At 66.4% G+C, this 23,686-nt stretch carries 24 protein-coding genes; 8 read left to right on the top strand and 16 right to left on the bottom strand.

Translation table 11 applies throughout. From position 1 onward, the window contains the following. Positions 1-2: 2 nt before the first annotated feature. Positions 3-1,937: an AMP-binding protein gene (locus P24_RS04020; protein WP_008943421.1), complete on the bottom strand. Its 1,935-nt coding sequence runs from the start codon at positions 1,935-1,937 to the stop codon at positions 3-5. A gap of 295 nt (positions 1,938-2,232) precedes the next feature. Between P24_RS04020 and P24_RS04025 the strand changes: the two genes are divergently transcribed. Beyond that, positions 2,233-3,048, top strand: coding sequence for an alpha/beta fold hydrolase (locus tag P24_RS04025; RefSeq protein WP_156816167.1), 816 nt, complete (start codon positions 2,233-2,235; stop codon positions 3,046-3,048). A gap of 187 nt (positions 3,049-3,235) precedes the next feature. Here P24_RS04025 and P24_RS04030 read toward each other — a convergent pair whose 3' ends face one another. The 3 genes from P24_RS04030 to P24_RS04040 are packed head-to-tail and all read right to left on the bottom strand — an operon-like array spanning position 3,236 to position 6,351. After that, a complete protein-coding gene (locus P24_RS04030) occupies positions 3,236-4,804 on the bottom strand; it encodes an alkaline phosphatase D family protein (RefSeq protein ID WP_008943423.1) in 1,569 nt (522 codons plus the stop codon). Between the two features lie 10 nt (positions 4,805-4,814). Next, the gene (gmk, locus tag P24_RS04035) at positions 4,815-5,489 is read right to left on the bottom strand and encodes a guanylate kinase (protein ID WP_008943424.1); all 675 of its coding nucleotides are present in this window, start codon (positions 5,487-5,489) and stop codon (positions 4,815-4,817) included. Next, positions 5,479-6,351, bottom strand: coding sequence for a YicC/YloC family endoribonuclease (locus P24_RS04040; protein WP_008943425.1), 873 nt, complete (start codon positions 6,349-6,351; stop codon positions 5,479-5,481). Before P24_RS04040 ends, gmk begins: the two co-directional genes overlap by 11 nt. Positions 6,352-6,466: 115 nt before the next feature. On the opposite strand from P24_RS04040, the gene P24_RS04045 reads away from it, so the two are divergent. From P24_RS04045 to P24_RS04055, 3 genes are read left to right on the top strand one after another with little or no spacing between them, the layout of a single operon-like run. Next, positions 6,467-7,240 carry an SDR family NAD(P)-dependent oxidoreductase gene (locus P24_RS04045; protein WP_008943426.1) on the top strand — a complete coding sequence of 258 codons (774 nt, stop codon included), beginning with the start codon at positions 6,467-6,469 and terminating at the stop codon, positions 7,238-7,240. 52 nt (positions 7,241-7,292) lie between these two features. Continuing rightward, positions 7,293-8,039, top strand: coding sequence for a sulfite exporter TauE/SafE family protein (locus P24_RS04050; RefSeq protein ID WP_008943427.1), 747 nt, complete (start codon positions 7,293-7,295; stop codon positions 8,037-8,039). Positions 8,040-8,048: 9 nt separating this feature from the next. Beyond that, positions 8,049-8,813, top strand: coding sequence for a sulfite exporter TauE/SafE family protein (locus P24_RS04055; protein WP_008943428.1), 765 nt, complete (start codon positions 8,049-8,051; stop codon positions 8,811-8,813). On the opposite strand, the gene P24_RS04060 is transcribed toward P24_RS04055, so the two are convergent. The 12 genes from P24_RS04060 to rpsF form a co-directional block, all read right to left on the bottom strand. After that, the gene (locus tag P24_RS04060; protein WP_008943429.1) at positions 8,810-9,520 is read right to left on the bottom strand and encodes an SDR family NAD(P)-dependent oxidoreductase; all 711 of its coding nucleotides are present in this window, start codon (positions 9,518-9,520) and stop codon (positions 8,810-8,812) included. The genes P24_RS04055 and P24_RS04060 overlap by 4 nt on opposite strands. 28 nt (positions 9,521-9,548) lie before the next feature. Next, on the bottom strand, positions 9,549-11,036 hold the full coding sequence (gene purF, locus P24_RS04065; RefSeq protein ID WP_008943430.1) for an amidophosphoribosyltransferase: 1,488 nt from the start codon (positions 11,034-11,036) through the stop codon (positions 9,549-9,551). 70 nt (positions 11,037-11,106) lie between these two features. After that, positions 11,107-11,790 carry a CvpA family protein gene (locus P24_RS04070; protein ID WP_008943431.1) on the bottom strand — a complete coding sequence of 228 codons (684 nt, stop codon included), beginning with the start codon at positions 11,788-11,790 and terminating at the stop codon, positions 11,107-11,109. Between the two features lie 9 nt (positions 11,791-11,799). Further along, positions 11,800-13,221 (bottom strand): DNA repair protein RadA, encoded by a 1,422-nt coding sequence (gene radA, locus P24_RS04075; RefSeq protein ID WP_008943432.1) that lies wholly within the window; start codon positions 13,219-13,221, stop codon positions 11,800-11,802. A 22-nt stretch (positions 13,222-13,243) separates the two neighbouring features. After that, positions 13,244-14,020, bottom strand: a complete 777-nt coding sequence (locus tag P24_RS04080) for an ABC transporter ATP-binding protein (RefSeq protein WP_008943433.1) — start codon at positions 14,018-14,020, stop codon at positions 13,244-13,246. Then, positions 14,017-14,793 (bottom strand): MlaE family ABC transporter permease, encoded by a 777-nt coding sequence (locus P24_RS04085; protein WP_008943434.1) that lies wholly within the window; start codon positions 14,791-14,793, stop codon positions 14,017-14,019. The genes P24_RS04080 and P24_RS04085 overlap by 4 nt, the downstream gene beginning before the upstream one ends. A gap of 7 nt (positions 14,794-14,800) precedes the next feature. Beyond that, positions 14,801-15,922: an alanine racemase gene (gene alr, locus P24_RS04090; RefSeq protein WP_008943435.1), complete on the bottom strand. Its 1,122-nt coding sequence runs from the start codon at positions 15,920-15,922 to the stop codon at positions 14,801-14,803. Positions 15,923-15,935: 13 nt separating this feature from the next. Next, positions 15,936-17,471, bottom strand: a complete 1,536-nt coding sequence (locus P24_RS04095) for a replicative DNA helicase (protein WP_008943436.1) — start codon at positions 17,469-17,471, stop codon at positions 15,936-15,938. A 172-nt stretch (positions 17,472-17,643) separates the two neighbouring features. Further along, a complete protein-coding gene (rplI, locus tag P24_RS04100) occupies positions 17,644-18,219 on the bottom strand; it encodes a 50S ribosomal protein L9 (protein ID WP_008943437.1) in 576 nt (191 codons plus the stop codon). Between the two features lie 5 nt (positions 18,220-18,224). Then, positions 18,225-19,181 carry a DUF2232 domain-containing protein gene (locus P24_RS04105; protein ID WP_008943438.1) on the bottom strand — a complete coding sequence of 319 codons (957 nt, stop codon included), beginning with the start codon at positions 19,179-19,181 and terminating at the stop codon, positions 18,225-18,227. Positions 19,182-19,244: 63 nt separating this feature from the next. After that, the gene (gene rpsR, locus P24_RS04110) at positions 19,245-19,490 is read right to left on the bottom strand and encodes a 30S ribosomal protein S18 (RefSeq protein ID WP_008943439.1); all 246 of its coding nucleotides are present in this window, start codon (positions 19,488-19,490) and stop codon (positions 19,245-19,247) included. After that, entirely contained in the window at positions 19,487-19,960 is a 474-nt protein-coding gene (gene rpsF, locus P24_RS04115; RefSeq protein WP_008943440.1) for a 30S ribosomal protein S6, read from the bottom strand. The genes rpsR and rpsF overlap by 4 nt, the downstream gene beginning before the upstream one ends. Before the next feature lie 241 nt (positions 19,961-20,201). On the opposite strand from rpsF, the gene fabD reads away from it, so the two are divergent. From fabD to fabF, 4 genes are all read left to right on the top strand, one after another. After that, a complete protein-coding gene (gene fabD / locus P24_RS04120) occupies positions 20,202-21,146 on the top strand; it encodes an ACP S-malonyltransferase (RefSeq protein WP_040706549.1) in 945 nt (314 codons plus the stop codon). A 40-nt stretch (positions 21,147-21,186) separates the two neighbouring features. Continuing rightward, positions 21,187-21,924 carry a 3-oxoacyl-[acyl-carrier-protein] reductase gene (gene fabG, locus P24_RS04125; protein WP_008943442.1) on the top strand — a complete coding sequence of 246 codons (738 nt, stop codon included), beginning with the start codon at positions 21,187-21,189 and terminating at the stop codon, positions 21,922-21,924. Between the two features lie 182 nt (positions 21,925-22,106). Next, positions 22,107-22,343 (top strand): acyl carrier protein, encoded by a 237-nt coding sequence (locus tag P24_RS04130; RefSeq protein WP_008943443.1) that lies wholly within the window; start codon positions 22,107-22,109, stop codon positions 22,341-22,343. A 67-nt stretch (positions 22,344-22,410) separates the two neighbouring features. Then, positions 22,411-23,676 (top strand): beta-ketoacyl-ACP synthase II, encoded by a 1,266-nt coding sequence (fabF, locus tag P24_RS04135; protein ID WP_008943444.1) that lies wholly within the window; start codon positions 22,411-22,413, stop codon positions 23,674-23,676. The last annotated feature ends 10 nt before the right edge of the window (positions 23,677-23,686 follow it).

The raw sequence follows: 23,686 nt of genomic DNA on the forward strand, positions 1-23,686 counted from the left end.
ACTCAGCTCGCCTTCTTCATCGTTGCGGACTCATGCACCCCATCCACCATCATGATGCGCATGTCGGCCTTCACCTTGCTCTTGCGGCCATCCTCATAGGTGACTTCGGCGTCGAGATGCGCGGTATCGGCATCGGTATAGAGCGCGTCGATCAGGTCGCCATAACGCTCCGAAATGACGCCGCGCCGCACCTTGCGGGTGCGGGTCAGCTCGCCATCGTCGGCATCCAGCTCCTTGTAGAGCAGCAGGAATTTCCGGATGCGCTGGGCCTCGGGCAGGCTGGCGTTCACCTGCTCTACCTCGCCGGCGATCAGGTCATAGATCTGTTGCTGGTTCGACAGGTCGGTGTAGGAGGAAAAGGCGATGCGCTTCTTCTCCGCCCATTTCGAGACGATGGAATAGCGGATGCAGACGATGGCCGTCAGATAATCGCGGCCCGCCCCCAGAATCACCGCCTCGGCAATGTAGGGGGAGAATTTCAGCTTGTTTTCAATATATTGTGGGGAGAAGCGCAGCCCCTGCGCGGTCGTCGCGATGTCCTTCAGCCGGTCGATGACGATCAGCCGCCCCTTATCGTCGAAATAGCCGGCATCGCCGGTGTACATCCAGCCGTCGCGCATGTCGGCGCGCGTCGCTTCCTCGTTCCGGTAGTAGCCGAGGAACATGTTGTCGTGGCGGGTGACGATCTCCCCGACGCCGCTTGCGTCCGGGTCGGCGATGCGCACATCGGTGCCTGGGAAGGGCGGCCCGACCGTGTCGCAATCAACATCCTTGCCATCCTGCAGCGTGTAGGCGCCCATCAGCTCGGTCTGGCCATAGAGCTGGCGCAGCGGCACGCCCATGGCGAGGAACAGCTTGAAGGTGTCCGGCCCCAGCGCGGACCCACCGGTCGCGGCGGAACGCACGCGGGAGAAGCCCAGCCGGTCACGCAATGCCGAGAACAGCATCGCATCCGCCAGCCCCGACCGCTCGCCACGGTCCAGCGCCTCGATCCCCAGCTTCACGCCCTTGTCGAATATCCAGCGGTTCAGCGCCGAGGCATCCATGACACGGGCGCGCATATCGGCAGCCAGCTGTTCCCACAGGCGCGGCGCCATCAGGAAGAAGGTCGGCCCGATCTCGCGCAGGTCGTGCATCATCGTGTCCTGGCTTTCCGGGTAATTCACCTTCATCCCCGCGACCAGGGAAAAGCCGATGCAGTAGATCTGCTCCATGATCCAGGGCAGCGGCAGGACGGAGACATATTCGTCCGTACCGTCCTTCGGATCGACCGACAGGTAGCGATGCACATGGCGGATCATCGGCCCCGCCTGCAGCATCGCCAGCTTCGGGTTGGAGGTGGTGCCCGAGGTCGTGCAGAGGATGGCGACGTCATCGCCCTCGGTCGCATCGACCAGCGCCTTGAACCGCGCCGGCTCGCGCGCCTCGGCCTTGCGCCCCAGCTCCTTCAGCGCTTCCAGCGACAGCACGCGCGGATCGGTGACCGTGCCCATGCCGCGGGTATCGCAATAGATGATGTGCTGCAGCGCCGGCAGCCGCTCGCCCAGGTTCAGGAACTTGTCCACCTGCTCCTGATCCTCGGCCAGCACCGCCTTCACGCCGGCATAATCGGCCAGGTAGAACACCTCCTCATCCAGCGCGTCGCGATAGATGCCAAGGCTCATCGCCCGCACAGAATGGGCCGCCAGTTCGCCACAGACCCAGTTGGTGTCGTTGTCGCCAATCAGCGCCACCACATCGCCGCGCCCGATGCCCAGCGATTCGAGGCCCAGCGCCATCAGCTTCACGGTCTCGGCATACTCGCGCCAGGTCACTTCCCGCCAGATGCCGAAATCCTTTTCCCGCATCGCCACCGCATCCGGTCGGGTCTGGGCGTTATGAACCAGTAATTTCGGGCAGGTATCGAAACGGGCGGCATCGGGATAGGTCGCCGTCACCAGTCCCTCCTGTTTTTTCGGCGGGCGGACGGACGAATCCTGTCATCGGCAAAGCAAATACCGAGCACTGAGCTTCTCCCTGTCTTGCGCACTTTTTGCCGGTCTTGCGCCGGGCTGATTATTCAGCGCGCTTTGTTCTTGTGCTATTAGCAGTAATCCAAGCGCGGGCCAGGGTCAAGCACAGCGCATGACCACCATACCGTTAACGCATGGCGTGCATATTATTGTTATATAAGAGGCTGATCGGGCTCACGCGCCGCTTGCAGTAGCGCCTGTTTTGCTCTGTGCTTCCCGCATGAACGACCCCATCCCGATGAGTCTGCGCCGCACAGAGACGGCCTTCCGCTGGCAGGGTCTGCGCCTGCCGGGCGTGCGGATCGACCCGCCGCACCCGGCGCCGGCGGATGCGCCCTGCCTCGTCTTCCTGCATGAGGCGTTGGGCTCGATCCGGCTGTGGCGCGACTTCCCGGATGACGTGGTCGCAGCGACCGGACTGCCAGCGCTGGTCTATGAACGGCAGGGCCATGGCGATGCCGACCCGATCGCTGCGCCACGCGGACTGGATTATCTGCACATCGAGGCTGAGCAGGCCCTGCCCGCCGTGCTGGAGCAGGCCGGTATCGAACGCGCCATCCTCATCGGCCACAGCGATGGCGGCTCCATCGCACTGCTGCACGCCGCCGCCTTCCCGGAACGCACCCTAGCCGCCGTGACGCTGGCGGCGCATGTCTTCGTCGAGGATGTGACCGTGGCCGGCGTCCACGAGGCGATGGAGGCCTGGCGCACCACAGACCTGCCCGAGAAGCTGGCGAAATATCACGGCCCCAATACCGAGGCGCTCTATCGCGCCTGGGCCGAGACCTGGACGTCCGATGCATTCCGCCCCTGGAACATCGAGGATTGCCCGGCGCGCATCGGCTGCCCGCTGCTGGTCATCCAGGGGGCGGAGGACGAATACGCCACTGCGGCACAGGTGCACGCCATCTGCCAAGGTGCGGGCGGTCCAGCAACGCCGTTGCTGATCCCCGATTGCGCACACCAGCCCCAGCGCCAGCAGCGCGCCGCCGTGCTGGACGCGATAACCGCCTTCGTGCGGGAGGTGGTTGGGTAAGCAAATATGCCGGTGTTTCCACTCACTCCAACCGTCACCCCCGCACTTGTTGCCCATGGGCGCATCGGGGGTCCAGGCTTCAGCCCGCTGGATCGATGGTCGAGTAAGCTGAACCCTGGATTCCCGGGACAAGCCCGGGAATGACAGCCGGAGAGTTGTCAACCAATGGCGCGAAGGCGGGTTCCGATCACGCCGGTTCCGCGCCGGCCTTGCCGGGCTCGACCGCGAAGCTGGCGAGGCGCGAGACGGTGCCGTCCGGCCGTTCCACGCTATCGACCGCCTCCAGCCCGAACAGCGCCTGTTTCGGCGTAAGCTCCAGGCTGGCATAGCCGCGCTTGTCGCCGCGCCCGTAGCGGATATGCGGGTTGTCCTCACGGCCCGCCTGCATGGTCTTGGCGCTCGGCCCCTGCGAGCTGACGGAAGTGCACACCACCTCGGTCGCCAGCGTCGGCGAGGCCGGGTTCTGGAAATCCTTCTTCAGGTCGGACACCCAGAAGGCGTGCACATCGCCGCCGATCACCAGGGGGTTGGCCGGCCGGTGCGTCTCGATGGCGGAGAGCAGTCGGTCGCGGCTGGCGACATAGCCGTCCCAGCCATCCAGCGCATAGGCCTTGCCCGGCCCGGGCTCGCGGTCCAGCTCCGACACCAGCGTCTGCTGTGCGACCAGCGTCCAGCGCCCCTGCGCATCCTTCAGCGCGCTATCCAGCCAGGCTTCCTGCTCGCGCCCCAGCAGGCTGCGCGATGGATCAAAGCGTTCCTCGCAATTGGCCCCGCCGGACTTGTTGATCCCGCAGGGATGCGGCGAGCGGTACTGCCGATCGTCCAGCAGCGTCATATCCAGCAGATCGCCAAAACGGTAGCGGTCATAAATCCGGAGCGACGGCCCCTTGGGCGCCATCGAGGGCGGCACCGGCATATGCTCGTACCAGGCCTGATAGGCAGCGGCGCGGATCGCGAGGAACTGGTCCGGCTGCACCGTCTTTGGCGAATGATCGTCGGCGTAGTTGTTGGCAACCTCGTGATCGTCCCAGATCGCCAGCCAGGGGGCCGCCGCATGCGCCGCCATCAAATCCGGATCGGACTTGTAGAGCGCGTAGCGGTCGCGGAACTCCCACAGCTGCGTGGGGATGCCGGTGCCGTGCTGGCGGACATATTTCCGGCCCCAGGACATCTCGTAGATGTAATCGCCCAGATGCACGACGAGGTCGAAATCCTGCGCCGCCATATGGCGGAAGGCGGTGAAATAGCCATGCTCGTATTGCTGGCAGGAGGCAAAGGCGAGGCGCAGCCTGTCCGTTGCCGCGCCCAGCGCCGGCGCGGTGCGGGTGCGGCCCACCGGGCTCTGCTGCCCGCCGGCGGTGAAGCGGTAGAAATACCAGCGCCCCGGCTCCAGCCCTGTCGCCTCGACATGGACGGAATGGCCCCACTCGTCGGTGGCCAGCACGGTGCCTTTCGCGGCGAGGCGCTGGAAACCCTCGTCATGCGCCAGCTCCCAGGCGACCTCCACCGGCCCTTCCAGCACCGGCGGCGGTGCGGCGAACAGGCTGCCGCCCGCCTCCTCCGCCTTTGGCGCGAGGCGGGTCCACAGCACCACGCTGTCGGGTCGCGGGCAGCCCGAAGCGACGCCCAGCGTGAAGGGATCATCCTCGAACCGCATCTCGGCGGCGAGCAGCATCGCCGGGCGCGCCAGCAGGGCGGCACCCGCCGCCGAGCCGATCAGCAGGGTGCGCCGGGAAACCGGCAGAATCACAGGCATGGAAAGACCCTCACTCCGGCGCGGAGGCGACGATCCGGCGCACGAAATCGCCGATTCCGGTCTGGCGTTCGCGCTTCAGCCGCTCGCTGCGCAGGATGGCGCGCACATCGGCGACGCTGCGCTCCAGATCCTCGTTCACGATCACATAGTCATATTCCGACCAGTGGCTGATCTCGTCCGCCGCCTTGCGCATGCGGCCGATCACCACCTCCTCGGAATCCTGCGCGCGGCTGCGCAGCCGGCGCTCCAGCTCCTCCTGCGAGGGCGGCAGGATGAAGACGCTGACCACGTCCTGCGGCACCTTCTCGTTCAGTTGCTGCGTGCCCTGCCAATCGACGTCGAACAGGATATCGTTGCCGGCGGACAACGCCGCCTCCACCGCCGCGCGCGGCGTGCCGTAGCAATTGCCGAACACGCGGGCATGCTCCAGCAGCTCGTCCGCCTTCACCATCGCCTCGAAGCGCGTCAGATCGATGAAGTGATAGTCCCGGCCATCCACCTCGCCCGGACGCGGCGGCCGTGTCGTGACCGAGACCGACATGGCAAGCCGGCCCTCATCCTGCAGCAGGCGGCGGGAGATGCTGGTCTTACCGGCCCCGGACGGCGAGGACAGCACCAGCATCAGGCCGCGCCGCTGGATATCAGCACCCTTGCCTTCCGGCCGAGCCGCCACCTCACTCGACATTCTGCACCTGTTCCTTCAGCTGATCGATCACCGCCTTCAGCTCCAGCCCGATGCGCGTCAGCTCGGCATCGCCGGACTTGGAGCACAGCGTGTTGGCCTCGCGGTTGAATTCCTGGCACAGGAAGTCGAAGCGCCGGCCGATCTGGCTGCCGGCCTGCATCAGTTCCCGCGCGGCGGCGATATGGGCGGCCAGCCGGTCCAGCTCCTCGCGGATGTCGGCCTTGGTGGCAAGCAGCGCGGCTTCCTGCGCCAGCCGGTCCTCGTTCAGCGCCGGGGAGGCTTCCAGCAGTTCCGTCACCTGCTGGCGCAGCCGCGCCTTCAGGGCCTCCGGCTGCACGGCGCCCAGTGTCTTGGCCTGCGCGGTCAGCTCCTCGATGCGATCGAGATGGCCGGTCAGGATGGCGGCCAGCCGCGCCCCCTCCTCCAGCCGGGAGGCGACCATCGCCTTAACCGCCTGTTCCAGTCCGGCCAGGATATCGGCATCACGGGCGGCGCGCGCCTCCTCATCCGCCTCCTCCTCGCCGGCCTCGACCACGCCGCGTACGGCGAGCAGAGCTTCCAGCCGGGGCGGGGCGGCATCCACCTTGCCGGCCAGTTCCGCCTGCAGCGCCAGCACCTGATCCAGCACCGCGCGGTTGATGCGGATACCGGCCTCACCAGTACGCCGCTCCACCACCAGCGAGACATTCACATTGCCGCGCTTCAGCGCCTCGCCCAGCTTCTGCCGGGCCAGCGGCTCCAGGCTCTCGAAGCCCTGCGGCACGCGGGTGCGGATATCGAGGCCGCGCCCGTTCACCGATTTCAGCTCCCAGGCCCAGCCGAGCCCGTCATGCTGGCCCTCGGCGCGGGCGAACCCGGTCATGCTGGAAAGAGGTGATGCACCAGGTTTCACGGGGATTTGCCTCTGTATCTTGTAGGGTATCGGCGGGAGGCGGCACTATATCCCCGCGACACCGCACCAGCAACCGGACAGGCACATGCGCGACCCGAAGCATATCCTCATCACCGGCGCCAGCAGCGGCCTCGGCGCCGAACTGGCCCGCACCTATGCTGGCCCCGGCATGACCCTGGCGCTGACCGGGCGCGACACGGCGCGGCTGGAGGCGGTGGCGGAGCAGTGCCGCGCGCAGGGTGCGACCGTTGAGACGGCGGTGCTGGACGTGACCGATGCGGCGGCGCTGGAAGGCTGGATGCTGGCGCGCGACGATGCCCAGCCCATCGACCTTGCCATCGCCAATGCCGGCATCTCGGCCGGCACCGGCGGCGATACCGAGCCGGTGGAGCAGGTGCGCCGCATCTTCGCGGTGAATGTCGATGGGGTGATGAACACGGTGCTGCCGCTGATCCCCCGGATGCAGGCGCGACAGCGCGGGCAGATCGCGCTGATGGCCTCGCTGGCGGGCTTCCGGGGCTTCCCCGGCGCGCCGGCCTATTGCGGCAGCAAGGCCGCCGTGAAGGTCTATGGCGAGGGGCTGCGGGGCGTGCTGGCCGGCAGCGGCGTCGAGGTCTCCGTGGTTTGCCCCGGCTATGTCCGCACACCGATGACCGACCGCAACGGCTTCCCCATGCCCTTCCTGATGGACGCTGACAAGGCAGCGCGGCTGATCCGCGACCGGCTGGCCCGCAACAAGGCGCGCATCGCCTTCCCGTGGCCGATGCTGGCGGCGGTGTGGCTGCTGCAGGCGCTGCCCCCCGGTTTGATCGACCCCCTCATGCGTGTTCTGCCCTCGAAAAGCGTCGACGCCGGCTGACGCCACTGCCTAAATGGCGGGCAAAAGCCAACCCGCCGCCAGGATTTCCGCCGTGCCGATCCCCGACGATCTGACCGTCGCTGCCTATGGTTTCGCCTTCGTCCTGATCCTGGCGGCGTCGTTCCTGCGCGCCTTCACCGGCTTCGGCTTCGCGCTGCTGGCCGTCCCCGGCCTGATGCTGCTGATGCCGCCGGTCGCCGCCGTGCCGATCGCCATGCTGCTGCAGCTGGGTGCCGCCGCCGCGATGGTGCCCTCGACCCGGAAGGAGATGGACTGGCGCTCCCTGCGCCTGCTGCTGCCGGGCGGGCTGCTGCTGACACCGGTCGGCGCGCTGACACTGGCCATCGTCGATCCGACGCTGTTGAAGCTGGCGATCTGCGCCATCGTCATGGTGATCGCGCTGGCGCTGTGGCGCGGCTTCCGCCTGAAAAAGGCCCCGGGCCCCGTCGGCAGCTTCCTGGCCGGCGCCAGTGCCGGCTTCCTTGGCGGGCTGGCGGCGATCCCCGGCCCGCCGGTGATCCTGTTCTACCTGTCCGCCCCCGGCAACCACGCCTCGACGCGCGCCTCGCTGAACGGCTTCTTCCTGATCCTCAACATCCTGGCGGTCGGTACGCTGGCGCTGAAGGGAGCCTTCGACCTGCACGCCATCGTCTGGGCCGCCACCCTTGGCCCGGCCATGCTGCTGGGTTCCTGGTTGGGCAGCGCCGGTTTCCGCCGCGCCGACCCGGCGCTGTTCCGCACTGTCGCGGTCGGCCTGCTGTTCGTGACCGGTGCCGCCGGCATCGCCTCCTCCTTCTGAGTTTCCGCCATGTCCGCGCTGCTGCCCGCTTCCCTCGACCCGCTTGCCTTCGCCGCGATCTTCGCGGTGGTGGTCGTGGCCGCCGTGATCCGCGCCTTCACCGGCTTCGGCTTCGCCCTGCTGGCCATCCCGGTGCTGGTGCTGATCCTGCCGCCGGCACAGGTGATCCCCTTCATCTTCCTGCTGGAGCTGGTGATCAGCATCACGCTGCTGCCGCGCCTTTGGCACGAGGTGGATTTCCGTGGCTTGCGCTGGCTGTTGCCCGGCGCACTGCTGGCCACCCCGATTGGCGGCTATGTGCTGCTGATCGCCTCGGCGGAGGCGCTGCGCCTCGCCATCGGCCTCATTGTCGTGGCGGCAGCGCTGCTGATGGCGCGCGGGCTGCGTTTCCGCAACCGGCCGGGACCGCTGGCCAGCTTCGCCACCGGCACTGTCTCCGGCGCGCTGAACGGCGCCGCCGGCATCCCCGGCCCGCCGGTGGTGCTGTTCTACCTGGCGACGCCGGCGGCCGATTCGGTGAGCCGGGCGACGCTGATCGCCTATTTCACCGTGACCGACATCATGGGGATTGGCGTTGCCGCCTGGAACGGGCTGTTCACCTGGGACACGCTGCTCTGGGCGCTGTGGCTGACGCCGGCCATGCTTATCGGCTCGGTCCTCGGGCAGACGGCCTTCAGCCGCATGAACCCGAACCTGTTCCGCCGGATCGTGCTGGGCGTGCTGCTGGTGACCGGGCTGATCGGCGTCGCGAAGGCGCTGATGGACCTTCTTTAATAGGCCTGCACAAGCTCGCCATTGCGGGTGCAGTCGGCGGCGGCCAGATCGACGAAGCAGTCGGTGATCTCCTCCGGCGTGCGCAGCGTCATCGGGTCCTCGCCCGGCATTGCCTGCGCGCGCATCGCGGTGCGGATCGGCCCCGGATTGACCAGGTTCACGCGCAGCGCCGTATTCTCCATCTCATCGGCATAGGACATGACCAGCGTGTTCAGCGCCGCCTTGGTGGCGCCGTACAGGCCCCAGAAGGCCTTGCCCTTGGCAGCGCCGGAGCTGACAAAGATCGCCCGGCCCGACTCGGAGCGGCGCAGCAACGGGTCCATCGAGCGGATCAGCCGGTAATTCGCCGTCACATTCACCGTCATCACCTGGTCCCACTGGCGCTGCGCGATATGCGGCACCGGCGTCAGGTCACCCAGCAGGCCGGCATTGCCGACCAGCACATCCAGCCGGCCAAAGCGTTCGACGAGCGCCGCCCCCAATTGGTCGATCTGGTCGAGCTGGCGCAAATCCAGCGGCACCAGCGTCGCACTACCGCCGGCGGCACGCACGGCGTCGTCGATCTCCTCCAGCGCGCCCTCGGTGCGGGCGGTCAGCACCAGATGCGCGCCCTCGGCGGCATAGCGCTTGGCGATGGCGGCGCCGATGCCACGGCTGGCGCCGGTAATCAGGGCGATACGGCCGGAAAGACGTCCGGTCTGAGTCATGATGTGCTGTCTCGTCGGATACGGAAAATCAAGCCGCCGGCTGTTCGGTCAGCAGGGAGAGTTGCGCCGGATCGCCGCCATCGTCGAAATCCGTCAGCGAGATCGGGTAATCGCCGGTGAAGCAGGCATCGCAATATTGCGGCATGGCGTCGTTGCGCGCCGGCAGGCCCATCGCCCGGTACAGCCCGTCGATGGAGATGAAGGCGAGGCTGTCCACGCCGATCACCTTGGCCATGCCCTCGATGTCGTAATTATGCGCCAGCAGCTTTTCCTTCTGCGGCGTATCTACACCGTAGAAGCAGGCGTTCGTGGTCGGCGGGCTGGCGATGCGCATATGCACCTCGGTCGCCCCGGCATTGCGCACCATCTCGACGATCTTCTTAGAGGTGGTGCCACGTACGATGGAATCGTCCACCAGCACCACGCGCTTGCCTTCGATCTGCATGCGGTTGGCGTTGTGCTTGCGCTTCACGTCATAGTGGCGGATCTGATCGGTCGGCTGGATGAAGGTACGGCCGACATAGTGGTTGCGGATGATCCCCAGCTCGAAGGGCAGGCCCGATTCCGCGGCATAGCCGATAGCCGCCGGCACGCCGGAATCCGGCACCGGCACGATGACATCGGCATCGACATGGCTCTCGCGCGCCAGCTCCATGCCGATATTCTTGCGCGCCTCATAGACCGACTGGCCTTCGACATTGCTGTCGGGCCGGGCGAAATAGATATACTCGAACACGCAGAACCGCTTGCGGCCGGGCGGGAACGGACGGTGGCTGGTAACCCCGTCGCCGTTCAGCACGACGATTTCGCCCGGCTCAATATCGCGCACGAATTCCGCGCCGATAATGTCGAAGGCACAGGTCTCCGAGGCCAGGATATGGGCATCGCCCAGCTTCCCCAGCACCAGCGGCCGCACGCCGTTGGGATCGCGCACGCCGATCAGCCCGTGGCCGGTCAGCGCCACCAGCGAATAGGCCCCTTCCACCTGCCGCAGCGCATCGATCAGCCGGTCCAGCACGGTCGCCCCCTGCGAGGTGGCGATCAGGTGGATGATGACCTCGGTATCGGTGGTGGACTGGAACAGGCAGCCGCGCTTCACCAGCTGCCGGCGCAGCTTCAGCGCATTGGTGAGGTTGCCGTTATGGCCGATGGCCAGGCCGCCGAACTCGAAATCCGCGAACAGCGGCTGTACGTTGCGCAGCAGCGTCTCGCCAGTGGTGGCATAGCGGTTATGGCCAATCGCGGCATGGCCTTCCAGCCGCGCCATCACATTGGGGGAGACGAAGATTTCCGAGACATGGCCGAGGCCGCGATGGGCGTTGAAGCGCTTGCCATCGAAGGCGACGATGCCGCTGGCCTCCTGCCCCCGGTGCTGCAGCGCATGCAGCCCCAGCGCCGTGTGCGCGGCGGCGTCCTGCGTGCCGTAAATGCCGAAGATCGCGCATTCCTCGCGCAGGTGGTCATCATCTTCGGTTTCGGGCGTTTCGGGCAAATGGAACGGGTGGGTGGTGATCATCGTATCCTGCCTGGCCTTCGCTGTGCGCCGTCGCGGGCGCCCGGTACGGTCGAGTATCGCCATCGGACCGCTACTGCGTCTTCTGGATCAACCGATCCATCTCCTGCCGTTCGTCGGTCTTATACCCCGATGACGGGGGCTGTGCATCGTCTTTCCTCTCTCCCGGCGTGGCCGGCGGATTGACGAGCTGGTTATAAATCTCCCGGCGCATCCGCTGTTCGGTCTCGCGCCGCGTCGCTTCCGCCTTGGCGGCGGCATCCTCGCGCGCATCCGAGGGGATGAGGGTCATGATGAAGCCGGCCCCGCGCTCGACCAGCGGCATCGTCTTGGCGTTGGTGATCCAGTCCGGCCGGTCCTGCTCGGCCACCGCCCAGTCCAGCACCAGGAAGGCGAGACAGACCAGAACGGCACCGCGCACCAGGCCGAACAGGAAGCCCAGCGAGCGGTCCACCGCGTTCAGCGCGCTGCCCTTCACCAGCCCGGCCAGCATATTGCTCACCACAGATAGGATGATCAGCGCGATTATAAAGAGCCCGGCCCCCGCCACGATGTCGGCAACCATGTCGATACCGATCAGATCGCGGGCATAGGGGCGCACATGCTGGAAGCCGTAGAGCGTGGCGAAGGCGGCGCCGACCCAGGCGCCGACCGACAGCACCTCGCGCACGAAACCGCGGAAAAACGCCAGCAAGCCGGAAATCAGCAGGATCGCGAAGACCAGGATGTCGGTGGCATTGACCGGAAGATTGTCCATCGCCGTCTCCTAACCCTGGCCGCGCGCGGCCTGACGGGGCAGGCGCCGTGCATGGCTGCCATCGTCGAACAGCAGGGTCAGATCGCCAAGACGCGACAGCTCGATCATCTCGATGGCCTCGCCCCCTCTTCCATCCCCCTTGGTGCCGCGCTTGCGCCGGGCCGGCATCAGCGCCTTGGCAAAGCCCAGCTTCGCCGCTTCCTTCAGCCGCGTGTCCATCTGGCTGACCGCCCGCACCTCGCCGGACAGGCCGATCTCGCCGAACACCACGGCCTCCTTCGGCACCGGCACGCCGGTCAGCGAGGAGACCAGCGCCGCCGCGACCGCAAGGTCCATCGCCGGTTCGGCGATCTTCAGCCCGCCGGCGACATTCAGGAACACGTCCGCCCCCGCCACCTCGACGCCGCAGCGCGCCTCCAGAACCGCCATCACCATGGCGAGACGCCCGCTGTCCCAGCCGACCACGGTGCGGCGCGGCGTGGAAAAGGGCGATGGCGCGACCAGCGCCTGCACCTCGACCAGCACCGGGCGGCTGCCCTCGATGCCGGCGAAGACAGCGGCCCCCGATACGTCCTGCTTGCGGTCGGCGAGGAACAGCTCTGACGGGTTCGACACTTCGGCCAGCCCGCCATCGGTCATCTCGAACACGCCGATCTCGTCGGTGGCGCCATAGCGGTTCTTCACCGCGCGCAGGATGCGGAACTGGTGGCCGCGTTCGCCCTCGAAATACAGCACCGTATCGACCATGTGCTCCAGCACCTTCGGCCCGGCGATGGCTCCTTCCTTGGTGACATGGCCGACCAGGATGAGGGTGAAGCCGCGGCGCTTGGCCAGCCGGATCAGCTCCTGCGCGGCGGCGCGCACCTGGGCGACCGTGCCGGGGGCCGATTCCAGCGAATCGACATACATGGTCTGGATCGAATCGATGACCACCACATCCGGCGCGTCCGCACCATCCAGTGAGGCCAGGATGTCGCGCATCGCCGTCGCCGAGGCCAGCATGACCGGCGCATCGCCGACATTCAGCCGCTGCGCGCGCAGACGGATCTGATCGACCGATTCCTCGCCGGAGATGTAGGCTGCCCGACCGCCCCGCGCCAGGCTGGCCGTGGCCTGCAGCAGCAGGGTGGATTTGCCGATGCCGGGATCGCCACCGATCAGGATGGCGGAGCCGGGAACGAGGCCGCCGCCGGTCACGCGATCCAGCTCGACCAGGCCGGTGGTGCGGCGCGGCGGCGGCGCGCTGGCGCCGGTCAGGCCGACAAACTCGATACGGCGGCCGCCGGTGCGGCTTTGCCCCTTCGGCAGGGCGGGCTCAACCGATTCCTCGACGATGCTGTTCCATTCCCCGCAGGAATCGCACTTGCCGCTCCAGCGGGCCGTTACCGCGCCGCAGGACTGGCACACGAAGCGGGATTTCGGTTTCGCCACCCTTCTCAGCCTTCCCTTGCCGTCATGGCCGCAGCACCTGCATCTGGATCGGCCCCTCGGCGCTGCCATGGATGAACTGGTCCACATAGGCATTGCCCGACCGGTCGATCTCGCCGACCGGACCGTCCCAGATGATCTGCCCATCGTAGATCATGGCGATCCGGTGCGCGATCTTGCGGGCACTCGCCATGTCATGGGTGATCGACAGGGTGGTCGCCCCCAACTCCTTCACGCAGGCGACGATCAAATCGTTGATGACGTCGGCCATGATCGGGTCGAGGCCGGTGGTCGGCTCGTCGAAGAAGATGATATCCGGCTCGGTGGCGATGGCGCGGGCCAGCGCCACGCGCTTCTGCATGCCACCCGAAAGCTCCGAGGGCGACAGGCTGGCCACAGCTTCGCCAAGGCCGACCTGCGCCAGCTTGGCTATGGCGATCTCCCGCGCCTTCGCGCGCGGCGTGCCGGCGCCCTGGATCAGGCCGAAGGCGACATTCTCCCAGACCGGCAGCGAATCGAACAGCGCCCCGCCCTGGAACAGCATGCCGAACTTCCTCATCACCCGGTCGCGCTCGCCGCCCGACAGGCCGACGGTTTCCTCGCCATCGATCTCGATGGAGCCCTCGTCCGGGGTGATGAGGCCAAGGATACATTTCAGCAGCACCGACTTGCCGGTGCCCGATCCGCCGATGATGACCAGCGATTCGCCTTCCGCCACCTCAAGATCGATGCCGTTCAGCACTACCTTGGGGCCGAAGCGCTTCTTCAGGCCGCGAATGCGGATTTTCGGCGGTTGGCTCATTTGGCAAAGAACAAGGTTGTGATGATGTAGTTGAAGATCAGGATCAGGATCGAGGCCGACACCACGGCATTCGTCGTCGCCGCCCCCACGCCCTGCGCACCGCCGCGCGACCTGAAGCCATGATAACAGCCCATCAGGGCGATCAGGAAGCCGAAGGCCGCCGCCTTCACCAGACCGGAGACCACGTCGATCAGTTCCAGATATTCGATTGTGCTCTTGATATAGGCCGCCGGGTTGAAGCCCAGATTATAGATCGAGACGACATAGCCGCCGAACACGCCGATCACGTCGCCGACCGCCACCAGCACCGGCAGCATCAGCGTCGCCGCCAGGACACGCGGCACGATCAGATATTTGAACGGGTTGGTGGAGAGTGTGGTCAGAGCGTCGATCTGCTCGGTCACCCGCATGGTGCCGATCTCCGCCGCCATCGCCGCACCGACGCGCCCGGCCACCATCAGCCCGGCCAGCACCGGCGCCAGCTCGCGCGTGATCGACAGCACCACCACGGTCGCCACCGCGCTTTCGGCGGAGAAGCGGGCAAAGCCGCTGTAGCTCTGCAGCGCCAGCACCATGCCGCTGAACAGCGTGGTCATGCCGACAACCGGCAGCGAGTAATAGCCGATATCGATCATCTGCCGGCCGATCAGCCGGAAATAGAAGGGCGGCCGGAAACAGTGCATCACCGCCGTCAGGGCGAAGATCGTGATGCGCCCGGCTGTGGCGATGAATTCCAGGAAGCCGGCGCCGATGGTCCGAAGGAAACCGATCATCGCGCGGTCACGCCCCCGCGCCGATATAGTGCCGGGCATAACGGCTGCCCAGCGAGGTCAGAATTTCATAGCCGATCGTGCCAGCGTCCCGTGCCGCATCATCGGGCGTATAGCCCTCGCCCAGCAGCTCCATGAGCCCGCCCGGATAGACCAGCCCCTCGGGCAGGTCGGTGACGTCGAAAGTCAGCAGATCCATCGATACCCGCCCGATCATCGGAACCTCGTGCCCCGCGATCCGGGCAACCCCGCGATTGCTGAGAGCGCGCAGATAGCCGTCCGCGTAACCTGTTGCAACAGTTGCAATTTTGGAGGGCTTGTCGCACCGGCGCGTGGCACCGTATCCAACCCCCTCCCCCCTGTCAACGTGACGGACCTGAAGGACACGGCCTTCCAGCCGCACCGCCTGGCGCATCGGGTTCGGCGCGCCCGGCGTCGGGTTCACGCCATAGAGTGCTGCCCCCGGCCGCACCAGGTCGAAATGATAGTCGGGGCCGAGGAAGATGGCCGAGGAGGCGGCAAGGCTTCCCTTCGCGCCTGGCAGCGAAGCCAGCGCCACGCGAAAGCGCGTCAGCTGCGCCGCGTTCAGCGGATGCGACGGCTCGTCCGGGCAGGCCATATGGGTCATCACATAGGTGATCTCGATCCCCTCCAGCAATGCGGGATCGGCAGCGAGCTTTTCGGTTTCCTGCGGGTCGAGCCCCAGCCGGTTCATGCCGGTATCGACATGCAGGATCGCCGGCGCGGCCTGTCCGGCCTTCGCGGTCTCCGCGCGCCAGCGTTCGACCTGTCCCAAATCGTTCAGCACCGGGATCAGCCGGTCGCGCAGGAAGATCGGCGCGGTGCCCGGCAGCAGCCCGCCCAGCACGGCGACCTCGACCTGCGGCAGCAGTCCGCGCAGGCGCAGCCCCTCATCCAGTGTGGCCACGAAGAACAACGTGCAGCCGGCATCGGCCAGGGCGGGGGCAACCGGGTCGATCCCCAGCCCATAGGCATCCGCCTTCACGACCGCCGCGCAGGCGGCCGGCGCCGCGCGGTCGCGCAGCAAACGCCAATTGTCGGTTACGGCGGTCAGGTCGATGGTCAGGATGGAACAGGCGGCCTCGGTCTGCATGGCGTGGTCATCGCCCATCCGGTGCCGGGGGTCAATACGTATCGGGCAGGTGATCGTCCGCGACGTAGTTCGAGAATTTCGTCGTGTTGCCGTCGAAACGCAGGGTGATCTTGCCGGTCGGGCCGTGGCGCTGCTTGCCGATGATCACCTCGGCCTTGCCATAGGCGCTCTCGCACAGCGACTTCCAGTGCTCGTGCCGGTCATGGAACTTCTCGTCGCCTTCGTCGGGCCGGCGCACCGGCTCCGCGCGGCCGAGATAATATTCCTCGCGGAACACGAACATGACGACGTCGGCGTCCTGCTCGATGGAGCCGGATTCGCGCAGGTCGGCCAGCTGCGGGCGCTTGTCCTCGCGCTGCTCGACGGCGCGCGACAGCTGCGACAGGGCGATCACCGGCACATGCAGTTCCTTGGCGATGGCCTTCAGGTTCCGTGTGATCTCGGAAATCTCGTTCACGCGGTTCTCGGCCCGGGCGCCGGCGGGGGCCTGCAGCAGCTGCAGATAGTCGACCACGATCATGTGCAGCCCGTGCTGGCGCTTCAGCCGCCGGGCGCGGGTGCGAAGCGAGGAGACCGGCAAGGCCGGCGTATCGTCGATGAACAGCGGCGTGCGTTCCAGCCGCTGGGTCGCCTGCACCAGCTTCTGGAAATCCTGATCGTTCAGCTCGCCCTTGCGGATTTTCTCCGACGGGATGCCGGTCTGCTCGGCGAGGATACGGGTGGCCAGCTGTTCGGCCGACATTTCCAGCGAGAAGAAGGCGACGACGTAGCGGTCATCCTGTTCCAGCGTCCGGGTGGCGGCATGGAAGGCGATGTTGGTGGCCAGCGCCGTCTTGCCCATGGCGGGACGGCCGGCAAGGATCAGCAGGTCCGAATAGTGCAGACCGCCCAGCATCTTGTCGAGTTCGGTGAAACCCGAAGGCACACCGGCCAGCCCGCCCTCACGACGGTAGGCGCTGGCCGCCATCTCGATGGAATCCGCCATCGCCTTGGAGAAGGTCTGGAACCCGCGCTCGCTGCGCCCGGTCTCGGCGAGGCCAAACAACCGCCCTTCCGCCGCCTCGATCTGGCTTTCGGCAGTGGCGTCGAGATCATGCTTGAAGGCCTCGTTCACCACCGTCTCGCCGAAATCGATCAGCTGCCGGCGCAGATAGAGGTCATAGACGGTGCGGCCGTAATCCTCCGCATTCACCACGGTCACGACCGAGGCCGCCAGCTTCACCAGATATTGCGCGCCGCCGACATCGGCCAGCGAGCCGTCCTGATCGAAGAAATTCTTCAGGGTGATCGGGTTGGCCATCTGGCCGCGCTCGATCAGCTTGCCGCAGGCCTCATAGATGCGGCCATTCACCGGATCGGCGAAATGATCCTTCTGCAGGAATTCGGACACCCGCTCATAGGCGCCATTATTGACCAGGATGGCGCCCAGCAGCGCCTGCTCCGCTTCCAGATTATGCGGCGGGATGCGGTAGGGCGGGCTCTGCGGGTCGGTTACCCCTTCTGCGGGGCGCTCCGCCCGGTCCGGCAGGCTGGTGATCTTCGCGCTGGTCTGATTTCCGTCGGTCATGTCCGCACTCTATCCCCACAGGCCCGGCATCGGAAGATGCCGCCGGAAAAGGAAACGGGGATGGATTTTATCCACAGCCTGTTAACTGCGTGGACAAAGGCTTCCGGACAAAGAAAAACGGCGCCCCGCGAAGGGGCGCCGTTCCTCGGAAAAAATCTTCTAGCGCGAAAGATCAGTCGCGCGACGACATCTCGTAGCCTTCGGCAGCCGCATCCTCGGCGGCCTGGATGAGCTCCTCGATCTCGTCAACCGGCTCATTGCTCATGAAGGCTTCGCCGGTCTTCGCCTGAGTCTCGGCCTCTTCCGCCGAACGGGCGACGTTCGCCGTGATGCTCACCGCGACTTCCGGGTGCAGCACGACGCGCAGGCCGAACAGGCCCAGCGTCTTGATCGGCTTGTCGATGATCACCTGGCGGCGGTCGATGGTCACTCCGGCCTCGGTCACCGCCTCGGCAACGTCACGCGCGGTCACGGAACCGAACAGGTTGCCCATCTCGCTGGCCTGGCGAACCAGGACGACGCTCATGCCGTCCAGCTTGCCGGCGACCTGCTCGGCCTCCTGCTTGCGCTGCAGGTTCTCCGCCTCAAGCTGCGTCTTGCGGGACTGGAACTGCTCCAGGTTCCCCTTGGTCGCCCGCAGCGCCTTGCTCTGCGGCAGCAGGAAATTACGGGCAAAGCCGGGCCGAACCTTGACCACGTCGCCCATCTGGCCGAGCTTCTCGACACGCTCGAGCAGGATGACTTCCATATTCTTCACTCCTCGCCTTGGGTCGGACCGGCGAACCGACGCCGCAGCCCGAAAAGCTGATCGACGATACCGAGCAGCATCACCAGCAGAACCGGCCAGCCGAACAGCACCATCGTCACATACACAACAACCAACAACACCTGTCTTGCGGCGAGCTTCAGGATGAAGCCATGCACCACCGCCAGACCGGCGAACAAATACGCCATGCCGAGCACGACCAGCAGATTGCGCCCGATATACCCCAAACCACCAGGCGCCACCAGCCCAACCACCGCCGCCACGACCAGGGCCACCAGCAGCGCGCGGGGCAATTCCAGCGTCGCCATGTCCGGCGACGGGCGGAGATTGCGCCCGAAGCGCGAGGCCAGCCCCTGCGCCAGCGCGCCGTTGACCGCGATCATCACGACCCAGGAGGCCGCCGCGATCCCCGGAAACAGCGCCGCCATCAACGCGATGGCCGGCGTGATCTCTCCGGTTTCCGCCCCGCCCGCCTGCAGCATTCCCTGCAGGCCGGCATTCAGGAACGTCCGGACCGCTGCCTCCAGCCCGCCCTCGCTGCCTGCGAAGACCAGCCAGATGATCACCAGCACCGTGGCCGCCATGGCGGCCAGCAGGGCCGTCAGCCGGCCCAGCGGGTACCATTCGATCCCGCTGCCCTCCTCGCCTGCCATGACAGGCCGGGAGAGCAAGGCCTGGCGGACCAGAACCGCGACGGGCAGCACCTCGATCCCGAGATAGAGCCCCGCCGCCATCAGGCTGCCGCTGGCCAGCCCGACGATAACGAAGGCCGCAGCCCCCGCCACCAGCAGGGCGGTCAGCCCCAGCGCGAGACCGGCCAGGAACAGCGGCAGCGGCGCCAGATAGGCCAGCAGGAAGGCGCCGGGAGATCCCAACACCACGGACAGATACAGTGCCGCGCTTGTCAGCCCGGCCGCACCGGCCCATCCCCAATAGCCTGTCATTGTCCTCCCACCGCGGCCCGGCTGGTCATTAACGCCGGTTCTGCGTCCTAAAAACGGACAAGCCTAGTCCAGCACGTAGGGCAGCAGCGCCAGGAAGCGGGCGCGCTTGATGGCCTGGGCCAGCTCGCGCTGCTTCTTGGTCGACACCGCCGTGATACGGCTCGGCACGATCTTGCCGCGCTCGGAGATGAAACGGCCGAGCAGACGGACGTCCTTGTAATCGATCACCGGCGCATTCGGGCCGGAGAACGGGCAGGACTTGCGACGACGGGTAAAGGGCCGCCGGCCACCACCAGGACGGATGCTCATGCCACGTCTCCTTCGCTACGGCTCTCGTTCGAGTCGCCGCGGTCGTAATTGCGCGGACCCCGGTCACCTCGGTCGCCACGATCACCGCGCGGGCCGCGATCACCCCGGTCGCCACGATCACCGCGCTCCGGACGGTCGCCACGCTCGCTGCGCTGCTGCAGCATCACCGACTGGCCATCCTGCAGCGCCTCGACCCGCAGGGTCAGGCAGCGCAGCACGTCTTCGTTCAGGCGCATGTTGCGCTCCATCTCGGCGACGGCGGCAGCCGGCGCGTCGATGTTGAACATCACGTAGTGGCCCTTGCGGTTCTTCTTGATCTTGTAGGCAAGGCTGCGCAGACCCCACTGCTCGAGGGACTTCACTTCGCCGCCATTATTCTTGATGATCTCCGAGAACTGCTCGGTCAGGGCTTCCACCTGAGTGGTGGAAATGTCCTGGCGTGCGATCCACACGCTTTCATACAAAGCCATTCATAACCCCTTCTGGCTATATCGGCCCCCGCCGGACCTTCCGAAAACCGGAAAATCGGACACAGGCATAGCCGGCCCCATTGCCGGCAAGGGAAAAACGAAGCGCCGCTTATACACGAAGGCGCGCCCGGTTCAAGCACAGATTTGGCCGAACCTGCCCTGAATGGTGTGGCAGGACTTGACAGGCAGGGCTGGCAGGCTATCACTTGCCGCCATTTCGCGGCGAGCCGGAAAGAGCATGATGAAACGCACCTTCGTATTTCCCGGACAGGGGTCCCAGGCCGTCGGCATGGGCAAGGAACTGGCCGAGGCCTACCCCGCCGCCCGCGAGGTCTTCGACATGGTGGACGAGGCGCTGGGCGAAAAGCTCTCCGCGCTGATCTTCGACGGGCCGCTGGAAACCCTGACCCTGACCGAGAACGCGCAGCCGGCACTGATGGCGGTTTCCGTCGCCGCCGTGCGCGCGCTGGAAAGCGTCACCGGCAAGCAGCTGGCCGCGATGGGGCACTTCGTCGCCGGCCACTCGCTGGGCGAATATTCGGCGCTGGCCGCCGCCCGCTCCCTGGAGCTGGAGGATGCCGCCCGCCTGCTGCGCCTGCGCGGCCAATCCATGCAGAAGGCCGTGCCGGTCGGCGCCGGCGCCATGTGCGCCATGCTGGGCGTCGAGATCGAGCTGGCCCGCGAGATCGCCGCGGAAGCAGCAGAAGATCAGGTCTGCGATATCGCCAACGACAATGGCGGCGGCCAGGTGGTGCTGAGCGGCGACAAGGCAGCGGTGGAACGCGCCGTAGCCATCGCTACAGCCAAGGGCGTCAAGCGCAGCGTCATGCTGCCGGTCAGCGCGCCGTTCCACTGCACGCTGATGGCGCCCGCCGCCGATGCGATGGGCCAGGCGCTGGCCGAAATCAGCCTGCAGAAGCCGTCCATCCCGGTGATCGCCAACGTCTCCGCCCAGGCCGAGACCGACCCGGCAAACCTGCGCCAGCTTCTCGTACAGCAGGTGACCGGCATGGTACGCTGGCGCGAATCGATGGTGCATGCCGCCGATCAGGGTGTGACCCAACTGGTCGAGCTGGGCGCCGGCAAGGTGCTGACCGGCCTCGCCAAGCGCATCGATCCGCGCCTGGAAGGCGTTGCCATCGGCGCGCCGGCGGCGATCGAGGCTTTCGCTGAGACGCTCGGCTGAGCCACAGCCGGACCGGCTTTATAAGGATAGGGAGTATCGCATGTTCGATTTGACGGGAAAGGTCGCGCTTGTCACCGGCGCGTCGGGCGGCATCGGCGGCGCCATCGCGCGTGCCCTGCACGCCCAGGGCGCCACGGTGGCGCTAAGCGGCACCCGCACCGGCCCGCTGGAGGAACTGGCGGGCGAGCTGGGTGAGCGCGCCGTCGTCACCCCGGCGAACCTCACCGACACGGCCGCCACCGAGGCGCTGATCAAGACCGTCGAGGAACAGGCCGGCGGGCTGGACATCCTGGTGAACAATGCCGGGCTGACCCGCGACGGCCTGCTGCTGCGCATGAAGGACGAGGACTGGCAGACCGTGCTGGACGTCAACCTGACCGCCGGCATGCGCCTGGCCCGCGCAGCCCTGCGCGGCATGATGAAGAAGCGCTGGGGCCGGATCGTCGGCATATCCTCCGTGGTCGGCGCCACAGGCAATCCGGGACAGACCAACTACGCCGCATCCAAGGCCGGCATGATCGGCTTCTCCAAGGCGCTGGCCGCCGAAGTCGCGGCGCGCGGCATCACGGTAAACATTGTCGCCCCCGGCTTCATCGCCACCGCCATGACCGATGCCTTGTCGGAAGAGCAGCGCGCCAAGCTGTCGGAGCGGATTCCCGCCGGCCGGCTGGGCACACCGGAAGATATCGCCGCCTCGGTCGTCTATCTGGCAAGTGAGGAGGCCGCCTACGTCACCGGCCACACCATTCATGTGAATGGCGGCATGGCGATGCTGTAATGGCCCTTATTAGGGTATGAAACCGCTGCGAAAAGCGGTTTCATGTTGCATTTGTCGAAGGCTGGCCTGAAAAAACAAAGTGTGATAGAGAACCCCACCTTGCCGTCCGAGGGAAGTATCGGCCACAGGCGGCGCCTTCGGTAAACAGGTTTTTTTCAATATAAATCAAGGGACTGCTAATCATGAGCGATGTCGCCGAGCGGGTGAAGAAGATCGTCGTCGAACACCTGGGTGTGGATGAGGCGAAGGTTACCGAGGATGCCAGCTTCATCGACGATCTGGGCGCCGACAGCCTAGACACCGTCGAGCTGGTGATGGCGTTCGAGGAAGAGTTCGGCTGCGAGATCCCGGACGACGCGGCGGAGAAGATCCAGACCGTGAAGGACGCGATCACCTTCATCGAGAAGAACGCTTCCTAAGCGTCGCTGTCCTGTCGGTGCTGTACGCAGGATGCACGGATTCACGTAACGAACAGCGGTACAGAGCATGAGACGTGTCGTCGTCACCGGGATGGGTCTGGTCACACCGCTGGGTTGCGGTGTCAACGCTACCTGGGATCGCCTCGTTGCCGGACAATCCGGAATTACTGGCGTACAGCATTTCGATGTCTCGGACCTGCCGGCGAAGATCGCCGGCCAGGTGCCGGACGGCCCCGCATCGGAAGGCAAGTTCACCGCCGACGAGTGGGTGTCCACCAAAGACCAGCGCAAGATGGACCGCTTCATCGTCTATGCGGTGGCGGCGGCCGATCAGGCGGTGGCTGATTCGGGCCTAACCCCGGACAGCGACGAGGAACGCGAGCGTATCGGCGTCATGATCGGCTCCGGCATCGGCGGGCTGGAGACCATCTATAATGGCTCCATCACGCTGAAGGAGCAGGGGCCGCGCCGGATCACCCCGTTCTTCATCCCGGCGGCGCTGATCAACCTGGCCTCCGGTCATGTCTCGATCAAATACGGCTTCCGCGGTCCGAACCATGCGCCGGTGACGGCCTGCTCGACCGGCGCGCATGCAATCGGCGATGCCTCCCGCCTCATCATGCATGGCGATGCTGACGTGATGGTTGCCGGCGGCGCGGAAGCCGCGGTCAGCCGCATCGGCATTGCCGGCTTCGCGGCGGCCCGCGCGCTCTCCACCAGCTATAACGATACGCCGGAAAAGGCCTCCCGCCCGTGGGACGAAGGCCGCGACGGCTTCGTCATGGGCGAAGGCGCCGGCGTCGTGGTGCTGGAAGAATATGAGCACGCCAAGAAGCGCGGCGCGACGATCTATGCCGAGATCGTCGGCTATGGCATGTCGGGCGATGCCCACCACATCACTGCCCCTGCGGATGACGGCAATGGCGGCTTCCGCTCCATGCGCGCGGCCCTGCGCAGCGCCAGCATGTCGCCCGAGGATATCGATTATGTGAACGCCCACGGCACCTCGACGCCGCTGGGTGACGAGATCGAGCTGGGCGCCGTAAAGCGGCTGTTCGGCGATGCCGCGAAGTCGATTTCCATGTCCTCCACCAAGTCGGCCATCGGGCATCTGCTGGGTGCTGCCGGCAGCGTTGAGGCGATCTTCTGCATCCAGGCGATGCGCAACAGCCTGGTGCCGCCGACGCTGAACCTGGACAACCCGTCCGAGAGCTGCCAGGGCATCGACCTCGTGCCGCACAAGGCGAAGGAGAAGAAGGTCCGCGCGGCCCTCTCCAACTCCTTCGGGTTCGGCGGCACCAACGCCTCGCTGATCTTCACCTCGGTTGCCTGAGCGGGCGTCC

Origin of the sequence: Oceanibaculum indicum P24 (assembly GCF_000299935.1) — a bacterium.
Taxonomy (GTDB): domain Bacteria; phylum Pseudomonadota; class Alphaproteobacteria; order Oceanibaculales; family Oceanibaculaceae; genus Oceanibaculum; species Oceanibaculum indicum.